The organism is Gemmobacter denitrificans, from assembly GCF_036964905.1.
Taxonomy (GTDB): Bacteria; Pseudomonadota; Alphaproteobacteria; order Rhodobacterales; family Rhodobacteraceae; genus Gemmobacter; species Gemmobacter denitrificans.
Map to the genome: position 1 here is coordinate 86,025 of NZ_JBALHR010000002.1, position 15,625 is coordinate 101,649.

General features: G+C 64.5%; 13 protein-coding genes. 12 read left to right on the forward strand and 1 reads right to left on the reverse strand.

What is annotated here, in order from left to right:
• Window positions 1-98 precede the first annotated feature (98 nt).
• A complete protein-coding gene (locus V6590_RS03465) occupies window positions 99-908 on the forward strand; it encodes a hypothetical protein (RefSeq protein ID WP_335419603.1) in 810 nt (269 codons plus the stop codon).
• The gene (locus V6590_RS03470; RefSeq protein WP_335419606.1) at window positions 863-2,605 is read left to right on the forward strand and encodes a glycosyltransferase family 4 protein; all 1,743 of its coding nucleotides are present in this window, start codon (window positions 863-865) and stop codon (window positions 2,603-2,605) included. Before V6590_RS03465 ends, V6590_RS03470 begins: the two co-directional genes overlap by 46 nt.
• Here V6590_RS03470 and V6590_RS03475 read toward each other — a convergent pair.
• On the reverse strand, window positions 2,590-3,219 hold the full coding sequence (locus V6590_RS03475; protein WP_335419609.1) for a DnaJ domain-containing protein: 630 nt from the start codon (window positions 3,217-3,219) through the stop codon (window positions 2,590-2,592). The genes V6590_RS03470 and V6590_RS03475 overlap by 16 nt on opposite strands.
• 74 nt (window positions 3,220-3,293) lie before the next feature.
• Here V6590_RS03475 and V6590_RS03480 point away from each other — a divergent pair, with 74 nt between their 5' ends.
• From V6590_RS03480 to V6590_RS03525, 10 genes are all read left to right on the forward strand, one after another.
• Entirely contained in the window at window positions 3,294-3,545 is a 252-nt protein-coding gene (locus V6590_RS03480) for a BolA family protein (RefSeq protein WP_335419611.1), read from the forward strand.
• 85 nt (window positions 3,546-3,630) lie between these two features.
• Window positions 3,631-5,286 carry a SulP family inorganic anion transporter gene (locus tag V6590_RS03485; RefSeq protein ID WP_335419615.1) on the forward strand — a complete coding sequence of 552 codons (1,656 nt, stop codon included), beginning with the start codon at window positions 3,631-3,633 and terminating at the stop codon, window positions 5,284-5,286.
• Between the two features lie 256 nt (window positions 5,287-5,542).
• Entirely contained in the window at window positions 5,543-7,510 is a 1,968-nt protein-coding gene (gene acs / locus V6590_RS03490; RefSeq protein ID WP_335419617.1) for an acetate--CoA ligase, read from the forward strand.
• Window positions 7,511-7,514: 4 nt separating this feature from the next.
• Window positions 7,515-8,201, forward strand: a complete 687-nt coding sequence (locus tag V6590_RS03495; RefSeq protein ID WP_335419622.1) for an adenylate kinase — start codon at window positions 7,515-7,517, stop codon at window positions 8,199-8,201.
• 65 nt (window positions 8,202-8,266) lie between these two features.
• The gene (locus V6590_RS03500; protein ID WP_335419624.1) at window positions 8,267-8,524 is read left to right on the forward strand and encodes a DUF4212 domain-containing protein; all 258 of its coding nucleotides are present in this window, start codon (window positions 8,267-8,269) and stop codon (window positions 8,522-8,524) included.
• 15 nt (window positions 8,525-8,539) lie between these two features.
• Complete coding sequence (locus tag V6590_RS03505; RefSeq protein ID WP_335419626.1) at window positions 8,540-10,489, forward strand: sodium:solute symporter family protein; 1,950 nt, start codon at window positions 8,540-8,542, stop codon at window positions 10,487-10,489.
• Window positions 10,490-10,662: 173 nt separating this feature from the next.
• Window positions 10,663-12,492 (forward strand): DUF294 nucleotidyltransferase-like domain-containing protein, encoded by a 1,830-nt coding sequence (locus V6590_RS03510; RefSeq protein ID WP_335419629.1) that lies wholly within the window; start codon window positions 10,663-10,665, stop codon window positions 12,490-12,492.
• A gap of 9 nt (window positions 12,493-12,501) precedes the next feature.
• The gene (locus tag V6590_RS03515) at window positions 12,502-13,020 is read left to right on the forward strand and encodes a hypothetical protein (protein ID WP_335419632.1); all 519 of its coding nucleotides are present in this window, start codon (window positions 12,502-12,504) and stop codon (window positions 13,018-13,020) included.
• A 1-nt stretch (window position 13,021) separates the two neighbouring features.
• Window positions 13,022-13,411: a response regulator transcription factor gene (locus V6590_RS03520; RefSeq protein WP_335419634.1), complete on the forward strand. Its 390-nt coding sequence runs from the start codon at window positions 13,022-13,024 to the stop codon at window positions 13,409-13,411.
• Window positions 13,412-13,414: 3 nt separating this feature from the next.
• The gene (locus V6590_RS03525; RefSeq protein ID WP_335419636.1) at window positions 13,415-15,472 is read left to right on the forward strand and encodes an exonuclease domain-containing protein; all 2,058 of its coding nucleotides are present in this window, start codon (window positions 13,415-13,417) and stop codon (window positions 15,470-15,472) included.
• The last annotated feature ends 153 nt before the right edge of the window (window positions 15,473-15,625 follow it).

Sequence of the window (15,625 nt, forward strand, 5' to 3'; positions counted from 1 at the left end):
GGGCCAGACCCGCGAAAATGCTGGACCGGGGCAGGGGCCTCGCTTAACCCTTGGAGCCAAGAGCGGCAAAAGGCCGCCATCTGGTAACGAGGCCCGGCATGTCACGCCCTTCCACATCTGACGATCTGACCCTGCATGTCACGCAGCAATTGCGCGGGCTTGTCGCGGGCGATCCGTCCCCGGCAAGCCTGGCTCAGGCCCTGAGGCTGCTGGCCAAATGGCGGGCGGCGGTTCTGGAGCGCAACGCGGCCCGCCATGGCCCGCCAGTTCTGGGCGGTGGGCCCTTCAAGGGCATGGCCTATCCGGTGCGGGCGTCAGAAGGGGCCCGGCTGCCACGGATGTTCGGCAGCTATGAGGCCAGCCTTGCCCCTGTGATCGAACAGATCATCGCCCGTGCCTATCCGCTGGTCATCGATATCGGCGCGGCTGAAGGGTATTATGCCGTGGGGCTGGCCCGCCGGATGCCGCAGGCGCGGATCATGGCCCGCGATGGCGATGCCCGCGCGCTGCGTCTTTGCGCCGACCTTGCTGCGGCCAATGGCGTGGCCGACAGGGTTGAAATCGGCGGGATCATGGCACAGGGCGATTTTGCGATCTGCGCGGCCCAGCCCACCGTCATCATCTGCGATATCGAAGGGGCCGAGGCCGATCTGCTGGATCCGGCGCTGGCCCCCGGCCTGTTGCAGGCCGATCTGCTGGTCGAGGTGCATGAAGGGATGCGGCCCGGCACGCTGGAACTGCTGACCCGCCGTTTCGCCGCCAGCCATACCATCACCCGGATCGACCGGCGGCTGGATGACAGCGCCTTGCCGCCCTGGGCCGAGGGGCTGAACGACCTGGACCGGCTGTTGCTGTTATGGGAATGGCGGTCCTCTCCCACCCCCTGGCTGTGGATGACCCGCCCATGATGCCCCGCGATGCCAAGCCCAATGCCGCGATCTATTTTGCCGCCGATGGCTATGACCCCACCGCAAAAGGCATAAATGGCCGCCGCGTCGCGGGTGAAAGCTTCATCCGGGGCTTCTTTCGCCATGCCGATGTGCAGGAGTTCGTATCCTTTCTGCCCAAGGCCTCGGAATCGGCCCATTTCGACCGGCTGGCAGGGGAAGAGCGCCCCGATCTGCCGCGTCGCCATCTGGCACTGCGGCAAGGCGCGCAACTGGCAGGGGTGGGAACGCTGTATTACCCCAGCCCGAATTTCGGGGCCGAAGCCTGGCGGCGCGCGGCTGCCGGGGCGGCGGCCTGGTCGATCTGCGGCGTGACCCATACCATTTCCACCAAAGGGGTCATGCAGGGCTTTCTGGACCTGCGCATGGCACCGCAGATGGAATGGGATGCGGTCATCTGCACCTCGCGCGCGGTGCAATCGGCCGTGCTGACCCAGCTGGAATTGATCGACGATCATTTGCGCGCCCGCTTTGGCGGCGGCATCCCGGCCCGCCCGCAATTGCCGGTGATCCCCCTGGGCATCGATACGGCGGCCTTTGTGCCGGACAAGGCGGCGGGGGCTGCGCTGCGCAAGCGGCTGGGTCTGGGGGCGAAGGATGTGCTGTTCACCACCATCGCCCGGCTGACGCCCTTTGAAAAGTTCGATCCCTATCCGCTCTACCTTGCGCTGCAACAGGCGCAGGCAGCCATGCCCAAAGGCAAACGCCTGCATCTGGCGCTATGCGGCATCTTCAACGATGACTATTCCCGCAAGGTGTTCGAATCCGGTGCCCCGGCCCTGATGCCGGATGTGGGCTTTCACCTGCTGGACGGAGCCAAGGCCGAAGAACGCAAGGCAGTGCTGTCGGGCGCCGATGCCTTTGTCTTTGCCATCGACAATATTCAGGAAACCTTCGGTCTGGCCCCGATCGAGGCGATGGCGGCAGGGCTTCCGGTTGTCGTTTCCGATTGGGATGGCATGCGTGATACGATTACGGCGGATGTGGGGATCCGGGTGCCGACCCGCACCCTTGCGCCCGCCCATGCCGAGGCCGAAGGCTTCCGCCATATCACCGGGGTGGACAGCTATGGGCAGTATTGTTCGCTGACCTCGCAGATGACCGCCATCGATGTCTCTGCCCTGGCAGGCGCCCTGCAGGCGCTGGCGCTGGATGCTGGTCTGCGGGCGCGGCTGGGTGCAGCAGGGCAGGCGCGGGCGCGGGCGCTCTATGACTGGGCGGCAGTGATCCCGCAGATGCAGGCGCTCTGGGCCGAACTGGCCACGCGCCGGGCCGCCGCCGGGCCTGCGCGCCACCCGCCTGTTGCGCGTGGCACGATGCCGATCGGGCCGTCGCCCTTCCTGCTGTTTGGCAGTTACCCGACCCGCGCTGCGGGATTTGACACGGCACGGTTTGTGGCCATGCCGCTGCAGGGCCGCCCCGGCGTGACCGAAACGCTTGCCTTGCGCAATTACGGCGGCATCGGCCGGTCCACCGAACGGGCCGAGGATTTCGCCGCGCTGTATGACCGAATCCTTGCCGCCGGGGCGGAAGGCGCGGCACGGTCCGCCCTTCTGACCACCAGCGGGAAAACACCGGTCACGCTGGACCGGCTGCTGATCTGGTTGCTGAAATACGATTTCATCCGGCTGAGCGGCGAAGATCAGTCGCGGAAATAGCGGCTTTCGCGGATCTGATCCCAGGCCCAGACAACCTCTTGCAACCGGCTTTCGTCATCGCGGTTGCCGCCGTTCATATCCGGGTGAAGATCTTTCACCAGGCTCTTGTATTGCTTGCGGATTTCCGCGCGGGTCCAGGTGTCGCGGGCATCAAGGATCTCCAGCGCCTTGCGTTCCTGCGCCGGAAGCTTGCGGGTGGCATGGCTGGCCACCTTGCCGGGATTTTGCGTGGCCTTTTCCCCAAGGATCGCCATGGGGTCATCCACCCCCAGCCGCGCCCAGGCCCGGCCATCATCCTTCTTGCTGAAGGGTTTGGTTTCGCGTTCCCAGAGCCGGGCCTTGTCGAGAAACTTCTGGAATTCCTCATCCGAGGTTCCGTTGAAGAAGTTCCACTTCAAATTGTATTCGCGGACATGGTCCTTGCAGAACCAGAAGAACTCATCAAGGTGATCGGGCGATTTCGGCGCGCGATACAGCCCGGCCTCCTGACAACCCGGATATTCGCAGTGCTTCTGCGAGGTTTCAAAGGCGCCGGACATGCCCCGGCGCACCGTCTTGCGGCGCTTCTTGTCCGACGAAACGCGGATGTCGAATTCAAACGGGGGTTTCACCATGCGCAGGCCTTTCCGACTCGGAGGCGAGAGTTTAGGGGATTACGCGGCGGATTGAAGGGGGAAGGCGCGAAAAAATGGCGATAAAGGACGAAATAGAATTACGGCTCCGGGCGGCTTTCGCTTTGGATGTGCTGGAAATTCAGGATGATAGCGAAAAGCATCGCGGTCATGGCGGCTGGCGCGAAGGGGGCGAGACGCATTTCAACATCACACTTCGCGCGCCCGAACTTGCCGCCATGACCCGCGTCGCGCGGCACCGGGCAGTACATCGGGCGCTTGGCGATCTGACGACGCGGATTCACGCGCTGGCGCTGGACATTGGCTGATTGCATCGGCTGACCCGATCGCCCGGCTTGACAGCAGGCAGGGCGGGGGCGTTTGCTCGGCGCCAGGCAGCAGCGCAGGCAGATCATGGCCGATACAGGCATTTCCCGTGGCAACGCAGCATCGGGGCAAGACGCGGCACATCCGTTCCGGCCCAAGCTTCTGACGGTTCTGGCATCAGGCTATGGCGCGGCGGACCTGCGGGCCGATGCGCTGGCAGGGCTGACGGTGGCCATCGTGGCGCTGCCCCTGTCCATGGCCATTGCCATCGCAAGCGGGGTGGGGCCGGAACGGGGGCTATATACTGCGATTGTCGGCGGGTTTCTGGTTTCGGCCTTCGGGGGATCGCGCCACCAGATCGGAGGACCGGCTGGGGCCTTCATCGTTCTGGTCGCGGCCTGTGTCGCGGCCATCGGCCTGCCGGGGCTGATCCTGGCCACCATGCTGTCGGGTGTCATGCTTCTGGGTCTCGGCCTGCTGCGGCTGGGAACCTATATCCGTTTCATCCCCTTTCCGGTGGTGCTGGGCTTTACCGCCGGGATCGCGGTCATCATCTTTGCCAGCCAGATCAAGGACCTGTTCGGGCTTCACCTGGCTGAGGAACCGGCAGACCTGATCCACAAGCTGCAGGCGCTGTGGGCTGCGCGGGAAACCGTCTCGGGGGCGGCGCTGGCGGTCAGCCTTGGCACCATCGCCCTGATCTTCGGGCTGAAAAGGCTGGCCCCCAAGGCCCCCGGCATGTTGATCGCGGTGGCGCTGATGGGCGGGCTTGCGGCCCTTGGCCTTCCGGTCGAAACCATTGCCAGCCGCTTTGGGGAACTGCCGCGCTTGCTGCCTGCGCCTTCACTGCCCGCCCCCGATCTGGCTGCCGTGCTGGCCGCGCTGCCATGGGCCGTCAGCTTCACCCTGCTGGGTGCGATTGAATCGTTGCTGTCCGCCGTGGTGGCCGATGGCATGAGCGGCGGCAAGCACAGGTCCAATACCGAACTGGTGGCGCAGGGCCTTGCGAACATCGGATCGGGGGTGTTTGGCGGCTTTTGCGTGACCGGCACCATCGCGCGCACCGCAACCAATGTGCGGGCCGGCGCGCGCGGTCCGGTTTCGGGCATGTTGCATGCGGTGTTCCTCGCCCTTGCCCTTTGGATCGCCGCGCCGCTGGCGGGATGGATCCCTCTGGCCGCGCTGGCCGGGGTTCTGGCAACTGTGGCCTGGAACATGATCGAACGGCACGAGATTGCCGGGTTGATCCGCGCCAGCCGGATTGACGCGCTGGTTCTGGCGGTAACCTTCCTGCTGGTGATCTTCCGTGATCTGACCGAAGGGATTGTGGTCGGCTTTGCGCTGGCGGGTCTTGTTTTCGTCAAGCGCATGTCGGACGCGGCGGGCGTGCAGCCTGACACGGGCGCGGATGACTGGCCGCAATCTGATGACAGGGTAATCTATCGCCTGTCGGGGCCGTTCTTCTTTGGCGCCGCGGCCCAGCTCGGATCGGTTCTGGACCGGATCGCCGATCAGCCCCGGCTGGTGATCCTTGATCTGTCAGCCGTGCCGATGATCGACGTGTCGGGGGCCCATAGTCTGGAAGTGCTGGCCCGCAAGCTGGAACGTCGCGGGGGCCGCCTTTGTCTGGTGGCCGTGCCACCCGATATGGCGCGATTGCTGGATCAGGCCGGATTGGGGGCGGCGCGAATCCCTCGCTTGCCTGACATGGCGTCTGCGCGGGCGTTTTCATACCCCGGATAGTCAGCTTTTCCGTGTGGCTGGGCTATGCAGGGGCAGCCAGATGACGCTGCGGCGTCTAGCCTGTTGAAAATGCGCTCAACCTTTCGTGAAAATTTGCAGGATTTACATTCTGACGCGGCGTTCAGTCAATTTATTGACAGAAAAACCCAATACAAAAAAGGGGTTACACAAAACGGTAAATTTAGTTTACAGTGCCGTCAGGGAAGGGGCGGGCCTGCGCAGTGGCTGTCCCTGTTTATGTCAAAGGGGGGAACCGATGACCCAGCAGACCGCCGAAGCCGCACCGACAGTTCGCGATGTGCCCGCAGGCTATGACAAGGCCCATGCCGATACCGCGAAGTATCGCGCGATGTATGCGGAATCGATCAGCGATCCTGATGCCTTCTGGGGGCGTGAGGGCCAGCGGCTGGACTGGATCAAGCCCTATACCCGCGTGAAGAACACCGATTTCACCTTTGGCAAGGTCTCGATCAAATGGTTCGAGGATGGCGTGCTGAATGCCTCGGTGAACTGCATCGACCGCCACCTGAAAGACCGCGCTCTGCAAACCGCGATCATCTTCGAACCCGATGATCCAAACACCCCGGCCCAGCACATCACCTACAAGGAACTGTCCGAAAAGGTGAACCGCATGGCCAACGTCCTGCTGTCGCAGGGTGTGATGCGCGGCGACCGCGTGGTGATCTATCTGCCGATGATCCCTGAGGCGGCCTATGCCATGCTGGCCTGCGCCCGCATCGGCGCCATCCATTCCATCGTGTTTGCGGGCTTCTCGCCCGATGCGCTGGCCAACCGCATCAATGATTGCGGCGCCAAGATCGTCATCACCGCCGACACCGCCCCGCGCGGCGGCAAGCGCACGCCGCTGAAATCGAACACCGATGCCGCACTGCTGCATTGCTCCGACAAGGTGCGCTGCCTCGTGGTCAAGCATACCGGCGATCAGACCACCTGGATTCAGGGCCGCGATGTGGACGTGAAGCTGATGATGGATATGGTCAGCCCGGAATGCCCGCCGCGCCCGATGGGGGCGGAAGACCCGCTGTTCATCCTCTATACCTCCGGCTCCACCGGCAAGCCGAAGGGCGTGGTGCATACCACCGGCGGCTATCTCGTCTATGCCTCGATGACCCATCAATACACCTTCGACTATCAGGAAGGCGACGTGTTCTGGTGCACGGCGGATGTGGGTTGGGTCACCGGCCACAGCTATATCATCTACGGCCCGCTGGCCAATGGCGCGACCACCATCATGTTCGAGGGCGTGCCCACCTTCCCCGATGCCGGCCGCTTCTGGGAGGTCTGCGCCAAGCATGGCGTCACCCAGTTCTACACCGCGCCGACCGCCATCCGCTCGCTGATGGGGCAGGGGCCGGAATGGGTCGAGAAACACGACCTGTCGAAGCTGCGCATCCTCGGCTCGGTGGGCGAACCCATCAACCCCGAGGCCTGGGTCTGGTATGACAAACATGTCGGCAAGGGCAAATGCCCCATCGTCGATACCTTCTGGCAGACCGAAACCGGCGGCCACATGATCACGCCGCTGCCCTATGCCACCCCCACCAAGCCCGGCTCGGCCACGCTGCCCTTCTTTGGCGTGAAGCCCGTCGTGCTGGATGCCGCCACCGCCAAACGGCAGGATGAGGTCGAGGCCGAGGGTGTGCTGTGCATCTCCGACAGCTGGCCGGGCCAGATGCGCACGCTCTGGGGCGATCATGACCGCTTCCAGGAGGCCTATTTCGCCCAATATCGCGGCTATTACTTCACCGGCGACGGCTGCCGCCGCGACAGGGACGGCTACCTCTGGATCACCGGTCGCGTCGATGACGTGATCAACGTCTCCGGTCACCGCATGGGCACCGCGGAGGTTGAAAGCGCACTGGTCGCCCATGCCGCCGTGGCCGAGGCCGCCGTGGTGGGCTACCCGCATGACATCAAGGGGCAGGGCATCTACGCCTATGTCACCCTGATGAACGGCGAAACCCCGTCGGAAGACCTGCGCAAGGATCTGGTGAAATGGGTCCGCACCGAAATCGGCCCGATCGCCTCGCCCGATATCATCCAATGGGCCCCCGGTCTGCCGAAAACCCGCTCGGGCAAGATCATGCGCCGCATCCTGCGCAAGATCGCCGAGAATGATTTCGGGTCGCTGGGCGATACCTCGACGCTGGCCGATCCGTCCGTGGTCGATGAACTGATCGCCAACCGCGGGAACAAGGGCTGATCCGATGTCTGATGCCGAAACCCTGACCAAAGCCGCCGTGCTGATCCTGCTGGGCCCCCCGGGGGCCGGCAAGGGCACGCAGGCCCGCATGCTCGAAGAGGATTTCGGGCTGGTGCAACTTTCCACCGGCGATCTGCTGCGCGCCGCAGTCGCTGCCGGAACCGAGGCGGGCAAACGCGCCAAAGCGGTGATGGAGGCTGGCGGGCTGGTGTCGGATGACATCGTGCTGGCGATCCTGAAAGACCGCATGGCCCAGCCCGATGTTGCGCGCGGCATCATCCTGGACGGCTTTCCCCGCACGGCGGGGCAGGCCGCCGCACTGGATGCCCTGTTGGCAGAGGCCGGGCAACGGGTGACCGCCGCCATCAGCCTTGAGGTGGATGACGAGGCGATGGTGGGCCGGGTTTCGGGCCGCTACACCTGCGGCACCTGTGGCGAAGGCTATCACGACGAATTCAAGAAACCCGCCGTGGCGGGCACTTGTGACAAATGCGGCGGGACGGCGTTCAAGCGCCGGGCCGACGACAATGCCGAAACGGTGCGCGAAAGGCTGAAGGCCTATCACGACCAGACGGCACCGCTGATCGCGTATTACGACAAACTTGGCGTGCTGGAGCGGATCGATGCGATGGGACCCATCGCCCAGATCCGCACAGGCCTTGGCGCCATCGTAAACCGCGTGTCGGCCTGAAGGGGAGGCCCGCATCCCCACCAAAGGGGGGCGGGAACAAGGGAAACACTCAGGGAGTAGCACTCATGGCGGACAAGTCTTCGTCCAACGCCTACTGGGCCGCGAACGTCAGGGTCATTCTGATCTCGTTGACGATCTGGTTCATTTGCTCGTTCGGGATGGGCATCATCCTGCGGCCCGCTTTGTCGGGTATCATGATCGGCGGCGCCGATCTCGGGTTCTGGATGGCCCAGAACGGTTCGATCTACGTGTTCCTCGTGCTGATCTTCGCCTACGCGTCGAAGATGAACAAGCTCGACAAAGAACACGGCGTGGAAGAATAAGGGAGCAGGGGACAGATGGATCAGTTTACCCTTAACCTGATCGTGGTGGGGCTTACCTTTGCCCTCTACATCGGGATCGCGGTCTGGGCCCGGGCGGGCTCCACCGCAGAATTCTATGCCGCAGGCCAGGGCGTGCCCCCGGTCATGAACGGCATGGCAACCGGCGCCGACTGGATGTCGGCGGCTTCGTTCATTTCGATGGCTGGCATCATCGCCTTTGGCGGCTATGAAACCTCGGCCTACCTGATGGGCTGGACCGGCGGCTATGTGCTGCTGGCACTGCTGCTTGCCCCCTATCTGCGCAAGTTCGGCAAGTTCACCGTGCCGGAATTCATCGGCGACCGCTTCTATTCGGGCGGTGCGCGTCTGCTGGCTGTGATCTGCCTCATCGTCATCTCGGTGACCTATGTGATCGGCCAGATGCGCGGCGTGGGCGTGACCTTCTCGCGCTTCCTTGAAGTGTCCACCGATACCGGCCTGTATATCGGCGCGGCGATCGTGTTCGCCTATGCCGTGTTCGGTGGCATGAAGGGTATCACCTATACCCAGGTGGCACAGTATGTCGTGCTGATCGTGGCCTACACCATTCCGGCGCTGTTCATCTCGCTGCAACTGACCGGCAGCTTCTTGCCGCAGCTGGGCCTGATCGGGTCTTATGCGCCGTCGGGCGGCGATATGGCATTCCTGGCCAAGCTGGATGCCGTCGTGACGGAACTGGGCTTCAAGGCCTATACCGCCGACAGCGCCAACTACTTCAACATGTTCCTGTTCTGCATGTCGCTGATGATCGGCACCGCTGGTCTGCCGCACGTCATCATCCGCTTCTTCACCGTGCCGAAAGTGGCGGATGCCCGTTCGTCGGCTGGCTGGTCGCTGGTGTTCATCGCGCTGCTGTACACCGTGGCCCCGGCCGTGGGGTCGATGGCCCGTCTGAACCTGACCACCACCATGTGGCCTGCCGCCGTGACCGGCAATGCCTTTGACGGTCCGGCTGTCAGCCGCGCCGATATCGACAGCAAGCCCGAACTTTCCTGGATCCGGACCTGGGAAAAGACCGGTCTTCTGGCCATGAAGGATCTGAACGGCGACGGGCTGATCCAGTACATCAACGAACCGGCTGATCTGGCTGCCAACACCAAGGCTGCGGGCGAAGCCGCTGCTGCACTGGCCAAGGCTGCCGATGCCGACAAGCCTGCCATTGAGGCCAAGATCGCCGAACTGGCTGCTGCCCGCGAAGGCCTGCTGGCCGAAGCCAAGGCTGGCACCTCGGGCAAGACCTTTGCAGAAATGGGTCTGAAGGGCAACGAAGTCACCAAGGTGGACAATGACATCATGGTGCTGGCGAACCCCGAAATCGCGGCTCTGCCGGGTTGGGTCATCGCCATCGTGGCCGCCGGTGCTCTGGCTGCTGCTCTGTCCACCGCTGCGGGCCTGCTGCTGGCCATTTCCTCGGCCATCAGCCACGACCTGATCAAGGGTTCGATCAATCCGAACATCTCGGAAAAGGGCGAACTGCTGGCAGCCCGTATCTCGATGGGCGGCGCGATCGTGGTGGCGACCTATCTGGGTCTGAACCCGCCCGGCTTTGCCGCGCAGGTGGTGGCTCTGGCCTTCGGTCTGGCGGCTGCGACGATCTTCCCGGTGCTGATGATGGGGATCTTCTCCAAGCGCATCAACAAGGAAGGCGCGATTGCCGGTATGCTGGTGGGTCTGATCTTCACTTCGGTCTACATCTTCATCTACAAGGGCTGGTTCTTCATCCCCGGCACCAACTGGCTGCCCGATACCGCTGCGAATTACTATTTCGGGATTTCGCCGCTGTCGATCGGCACCGTGGGCGCCGTGCTGAACTTCGCCACCGCCTTCGTGGTGTCGCGTGTGACCAAGGCCCCGCCGGCGCATGTCGTCGAACTGATCGAGTCGATCCGCGTGCCGAAAGGCGCCGGTGCCGCTCAGGCCCACTAAGGGCATCGGTCGGGCGGGGCCAATGTCCCGCCCGGCTGTGCAGGAAGCCGGCCGTCCGGGTTTGATCTGGCGCATTGACGGCGCCCCCTGACCCGGCCATGCCGGACCTGCCCCATGATCCCCGGCACGCCCCCCATCCCGGCGGGGCGTGCCACCACCGAAGGATGACGGCGATGAGCCAAACCCCCGATCCTGCCATTCTGGCCTTTCTGGAATCCGTCCATCCTTATGACAGCCTGCCGCGGGACGAAATGGCGCGCGTCGCCCTTTCCTTCAGCCGCAGGGATTATGCCAGCGGGGAAGAAGTTTATCACGCAGGCGAACCGCTGCGCGGCATCTATCTGGTCAAGCGCGGTTCGGTCGAGGTGCTGGATGGCTCGGGCGTGATGGTGTCATTGCTGGGCCCGCGCAACAGTTTTGGCGAACGCGGGTTGATGCGTGACGGGCTGGCCGTCACCACTGCCCGCGTGACCGAAGATGCTGTCCTGCTGTTGCTGCCGACCGTGGAATTCCGCCGCCTGATCGCCGGCTTTCCGGCCTTTGAACGGTTCTTCAACCGGGGTCGGGGCAGCGCCGAGGCGCGGCGCAACGATCTGGCCTTGCAGAAAGTGTCGGACCTGATGGCGCGGGTGCCGGTGGTGATTGGCCCCAGTGAAAGTATCCGCGCCGCCGCCGAGCGGATGCGCGATGCGCATGTGTCATCGCTGGGCGTGGTGGAGGGGGACAGGTTTCTGGGCATCGTCACCACGCGCGACATGACGAACAAGGTTTTGGCCGGGGGGCTTGATCCGGCGCAGCCGGTTGCGGGGGTGATGACGCGCGATCCGGTCAGCCTGTCGCCGCAGGATCTGGGGTCGGATATCCTGCATGTGATGCTGGAACGGCGCATCGGCCATTTGCCAGTGGTCGAGGACGGGCGACTGGTCGGAATGGTGACCCAGACCGACATTACCCGGTTTCAGGCCGTCAGTTCTGCCCAACTGGTGCGCGATGCCGCACAGGCGCAGAATGTGGCCGAAATGGCGGCGGTGACGGCCCGGATCCCGCGGCTGCTGGTGCAGCTGGTGGGCGGGCACAGCGCGCATGAGGTTGTGACGCGCCTGATCACCGATATCGCAGACACCGTGACGCGCCGCCTGCTTGCGCTGGCCGAGGTGGTACTGGGGCCTGCTCCGGTGCCCTTCGTCTGGGCAGCCTGTGGCAGCCAGGGGCGGCAGGAACAGACCGGCGTTTCGGATCAGGACAATTGCCTGATCATCGACGATGCGGCCACGGACGATGACATGGCCTATTTTGCCCGTCTCGCCCGGTTCGTCTGTGACGGGCTGAATGCGGTGGGCTATGTCTGGTGTCCGGGCGACATGATGGCCACCAACCCGCGCTGGTGCGCCCGGCAATCGACCTGGCGGGGCTATTTCCAGGCCTGGGTGCACAAGCCCGATCCGATGGCGCAGATGCTGGCCAGTGTGATGTTCGACCTGCGCCCGATTGGCGGGCAGGCCTCGCTTTTCCGCGATTTGCAGATCGAAACACTGGCCATGGCGGCACAGAATTCGATCTTTGTCGCCCATATGATTGCCAACAGCCTGAAACACACGCCGCCACTTGGCCTGCTGCGCGGCTTTGCCACCATCCGGTCGGGCGAACACAAGAACCAGATCGACATGAAGCACAATGGCGTTGTGCCGGTCACCGATCTGGGCCGGGTCTATGCGTTGATCGGGCAGATCGAGGCCGCGAATACCCGCGCGCGGCTGGAAGCGGCCGAAGCGGCGGGGGTCATTTCCTCATCCGGTGCGCGCGACCTGATCGAGGCCTATGACCTGATCGCCCAGACCCGGCTGGAAAATCAGGCCCGGCAAATCCGCGCGGGCGGCAAGCCTGACAATTTCCTGCCCCCTTACGATCTGTCCGACTTTGAACGCAGCCACCTGCGCGACGCCTTCGTCGTGGTGCGCACCATGCAATCCGCCATCGGTTCGGCCCGTGGCGCAAGAACCTGAGGACTGTGAATGATCTTCGAATTTCTGGCCGCGATCTCTGCCGCATTCGGTGCTGCTGGCATTGTGCTGCTGCTGCGCAAGCTGGTTCCGGGCCTTCCGGCATGGTCGATGCCTTTTGGTGCGGCAGTGGGGCTGATCGGCACCACGGTCTGGCTGGAATATGACTGGTTCAACCGGGTGTCGGGCGAATTGCCTCCGGGCTTTGCAGTGGTCTGGACGGATGACCGGCCGCAATCGCTGCGGCCCTGGAGCTTTGTGGCGCCGCTGACCACGCGTTTTCTGGCGATGGACACCACGAAACTGGCCCCGCATCCGGCGCAGCCGGACCTGAAGCTGGCGCCGGTCTATACTTTTGCCCGCTGGCGGCCCGTGGAGGACGGGTTTCTGGCGGTCGATTGCGCCGGGTCGCGGCGTGTACCGATTGTGGCCGGGGTGGAAATCACCGCGGAAGGCGTGCTGACCGGGGCGGAATGGCTGCCGATGCAGGCCGATGATCCAGTGATAGGGGCTGCCTGCCGGGAGGGTTGAAATGGCCGAAGGGGGGAAGGCCCACCGCATCCTTGTGGTGGAGGACGAGGACAACATCGCCATCGCGCTGAACTATCTGATGACGCGCGAAGGCTATCAGCATGACCGCATCGCCAATGGGGCCGAGGCGCTGCCGCGTATCCGCGACACCCATCCCGATCTGGTGCTGCTGGATGTGATGCTGCCCGAGGTTTCGGGCTATGAGATCTGTCAAGGCGTGCGGCTGGATCCGTCGCTGGCCGATGTGAAGATCCTGATGATGACAGCACGCGGATCGACCATCGAACGGCAAAAGGGCATGGCGCTCGGGGCGGATGGGTTCATCTCCAAGCCTTTCGAGTTGAAGGAACTGCGTGCCGAGGTGCGGCGCCTGCTGGTCGGCGAGGGGTAATCCATGCTGCACCGGCTGAGCCTGCGGCTGCGTATCTTCCTGATCTTTGCCGGGCTGGCGGCGGGGGCACTGGCGGGGCTGACCGGCGGGCTCGTCTTCGGCTATCGCAGCCTTGGCACGCCGGAAACGCTGAATGCCTTTGTGCAGGTCGGGTTGCTGGCGGGCATGGTGGTGCTGGGTCTGGTGACCTGGGTCTGGTATCTGTTTGACCTCAATGTCGCGAAACCCATCGACATCCTGTCAGGTGCGCTGCGTGCCCGCGCCCATGCCCATGTGACCGGCGACATGGATACGGCGATTGCACGCTATCTGGGCGATCTGGCTCCGGCGGCGACGGCTGCCGCGGCAAGTCTGGCGGAAACCCGAAATGCGCTGGCCGAGGCCGTGGCCCGCGAAACCACCCGGCTGGCAGCCGAAAAGGCACGGCTTGAGGCGCTGCTGTCCGATGTGCCGGTCGGGGTGCTGCTGTGCAGTGCCGATCATCAACTGGTGTTTTACAACGGCCCGGCACAGGCGTTGCTGGGGGGCGGGGCGGCCCCCGGGTTGGATCGGCGGCTGTTCGAATATCTGCATGATGGCCCATTGCGCGAGGCGCATGACCGGCTGATCCGTCTGGCAGATGCCGATGCGGCATCCGATGTGCTGTGCACCACGCGGGGCGGCGCACGGGTTCTGGCTGCACGGATGCGGCTGCTGGAGGCGAGGTGCTATGTGCTGACGCTGCGCGATGTGACGGCCGATCTGGCGGCGCGGGCCCAGAACCGGGCCCTGCTGGCCGAGGTGTTTGACCGCGTCCGCCGACCGGCGGCCAATCTGGGGGCGCTGTTCGGGGTATTGCCCGAGGGCGAACCCTTGCCGCCCGAGATGGAACGTGCCCTGCGCGACGAGGTGGCGCGATTGGGCGCCGCCGTCACCGACCTGACCCGCCGCCATGATGAGGGCGGGACCGAAGCCCTGCCTTTGGCGCCGATCCGGGCCAGCGATCTGGCCGACGGGATCGTGGCGCGACTTGCGGCAGGGGGGATTGCCGTGGACCTTGGGACGGTCGCACCGCTGCTGCTGCGCTGCAACGGCTTTGAAATCGTGGCCCTTGCCGGGCATCTGGGCGCGGAACTGGCGCGGCATGGTGCGGAAGGGCTGCATCTGGATCTCGCCGAGGCCGGGGCTGATGCGCAGTTGCGTCTGGGTTGGCACGGCGCGCCGGTGCCGCTGGCCGAGATGGATCGCTGGTTGGAAGCGGCTGCCGATCCCGATCTGCCGGACCGGACCGGCCGCGCGGTTCTGGCCAGCCATGGCACTGATCTCTGGCCCGAAACCCGCGATGGACGGGCGGCGCTGGTCCTTCCGCTGCGGGCTGCGCGTCGCGTCGGGCCGCGCCCGCCCCCGATCCCGCGTGCCGTGGTCTATGATTTCGACCTGCTGTCCAAGGCGCGCAATGCCGCCGTGGCCGATACCCGGCTGGAAGACCTGACCTATGTGGTCTTTGACACCGAAACCACGGGTCTGCTGCCCGCGCAGGGCGACCAGATCGTGCAGATCGCTGCTGTGCGCATCGTGAATGGCAAACGGGTGGCGGGCGAGGTGTTTGACACGCTGGTGAACCCCCGCCGGAGCATCCCGCCGGGATCGACCGCCGTGCATGGCATCACCGAGGCGATGGTGGCCGATGCGCCGGGAATTGCCGAGGTGGGCCGGGCCTTCCATCGCTTTGCCGAGGGTGCGGTTCTGGTGGCCCATAACGCGCCCTTCGATCTGGAATTCCTGCGGCGACAGGAACAGGCCATCGGTGCGCGCTTCGATCATCCGGTGCTGGATACGGTGCTGTTGTCAGCGGTGATCTATGGCCAGCACGAGGTGCACAGCCTTGACGCGCTGACCCACCGGCTGGACATCACCATCCCCGAAGAGGCCCGCCATACCGCCATCGGGGATACGGTCGCCACGGCAGAGGCGTTCCTGAAGCTGATGCCGATGTTGCGGGGCAGGGGGCTGGCCACCTTCGGCGACGTGGTGGCCGAAATGCGCCGCCACGGGCGGCTGTTGAAGGACATGAACGGCTGACCGTCGGCGTCTGTCTGCGCTTGTGGGCTCGGCAGTGCCCTGTCCGAACGCCTGCATCTGTCGGCCGGACAGCGATGCAGAAGGGCACGAAAGGCCATTTCGCTGGCACGAGGAGCAATGCCGATTTCCCGTCTGCACCCCATGCTTCGGGTT

Excerpts from the sequence above, each read along its gene's own strand:
- V6590_RS03465 (WP_335419603.1), top strand. The coding sequence starts at position 99 with ATGTCACGCCCTTCCACATCTGACGATCTGACCCTGCATGTCACGCAG.
- V6590_RS03470 (WP_335419606.1), top strand. The coding sequence starts at position 863 with ATGGCGGTCCTCTCCCACCCCCTGGCTGTGGATGACCCGCCCATGATG.
- V6590_RS03475 (WP_335419609.1), bottom strand. The coding sequence starts at position 3,219 with ATGGTGAAACCCCCGTTTGAATTCGACATCCGCGTTTCGTCGGACAAG.
- V6590_RS03480 (WP_335419611.1), top strand. The coding sequence starts at position 3,294 with ATGGCGATAAAGGACGAAATAGAATTACGGCTCCGGGCGGCTTTCGCT.
- V6590_RS03485 (WP_335419615.1), top strand. The coding sequence starts at position 3,631 with ATGGCCGATACAGGCATTTCCCGTGGCAACGCAGCATCGGGGCAAGAC.
- acs (WP_335419617.1), top strand. The coding sequence starts at position 5,543 with ATGACCCAGCAGACCGCCGAAGCCGCACCGACAGTTCGCGATGTGCCC.
- V6590_RS03495 (WP_335419622.1), top strand. The coding sequence starts at position 7,515 with ATGTCTGATGCCGAAACCCTGACCAAAGCCGCCGTGCTGATCCTGCTG.
- V6590_RS03500 (WP_335419624.1), top strand. The coding sequence starts at position 8,267 with ATGGCGGACAAGTCTTCGTCCAACGCCTACTGGGCCGCGAACGTCAGG.
- V6590_RS03505 (WP_335419626.1), top strand. The coding sequence starts at position 8,540 with ATGGATCAGTTTACCCTTAACCTGATCGTGGTGGGGCTTACCTTTGCC.
- V6590_RS03510 (WP_335419629.1), top strand. The coding sequence starts at position 10,663 with ATGAGCCAAACCCCCGATCCTGCCATTCTGGCCTTTCTGGAATCCGTC.
- V6590_RS03515 (WP_335419632.1), top strand. The coding sequence starts at position 12,502 with ATGATCTTCGAATTTCTGGCCGCGATCTCTGCCGCATTCGGTGCTGCT.
- V6590_RS03520 (WP_335419634.1), top strand. The coding sequence starts at position 13,022 with ATGGCCGAAGGGGGGAAGGCCCACCGCATCCTTGTGGTGGAGGACGAG.
- V6590_RS03525 (WP_335419636.1), top strand. The coding sequence starts at position 13,415 with ATGCTGCACCGGCTGAGCCTGCGGCTGCGTATCTTCCTGATCTTTGCC.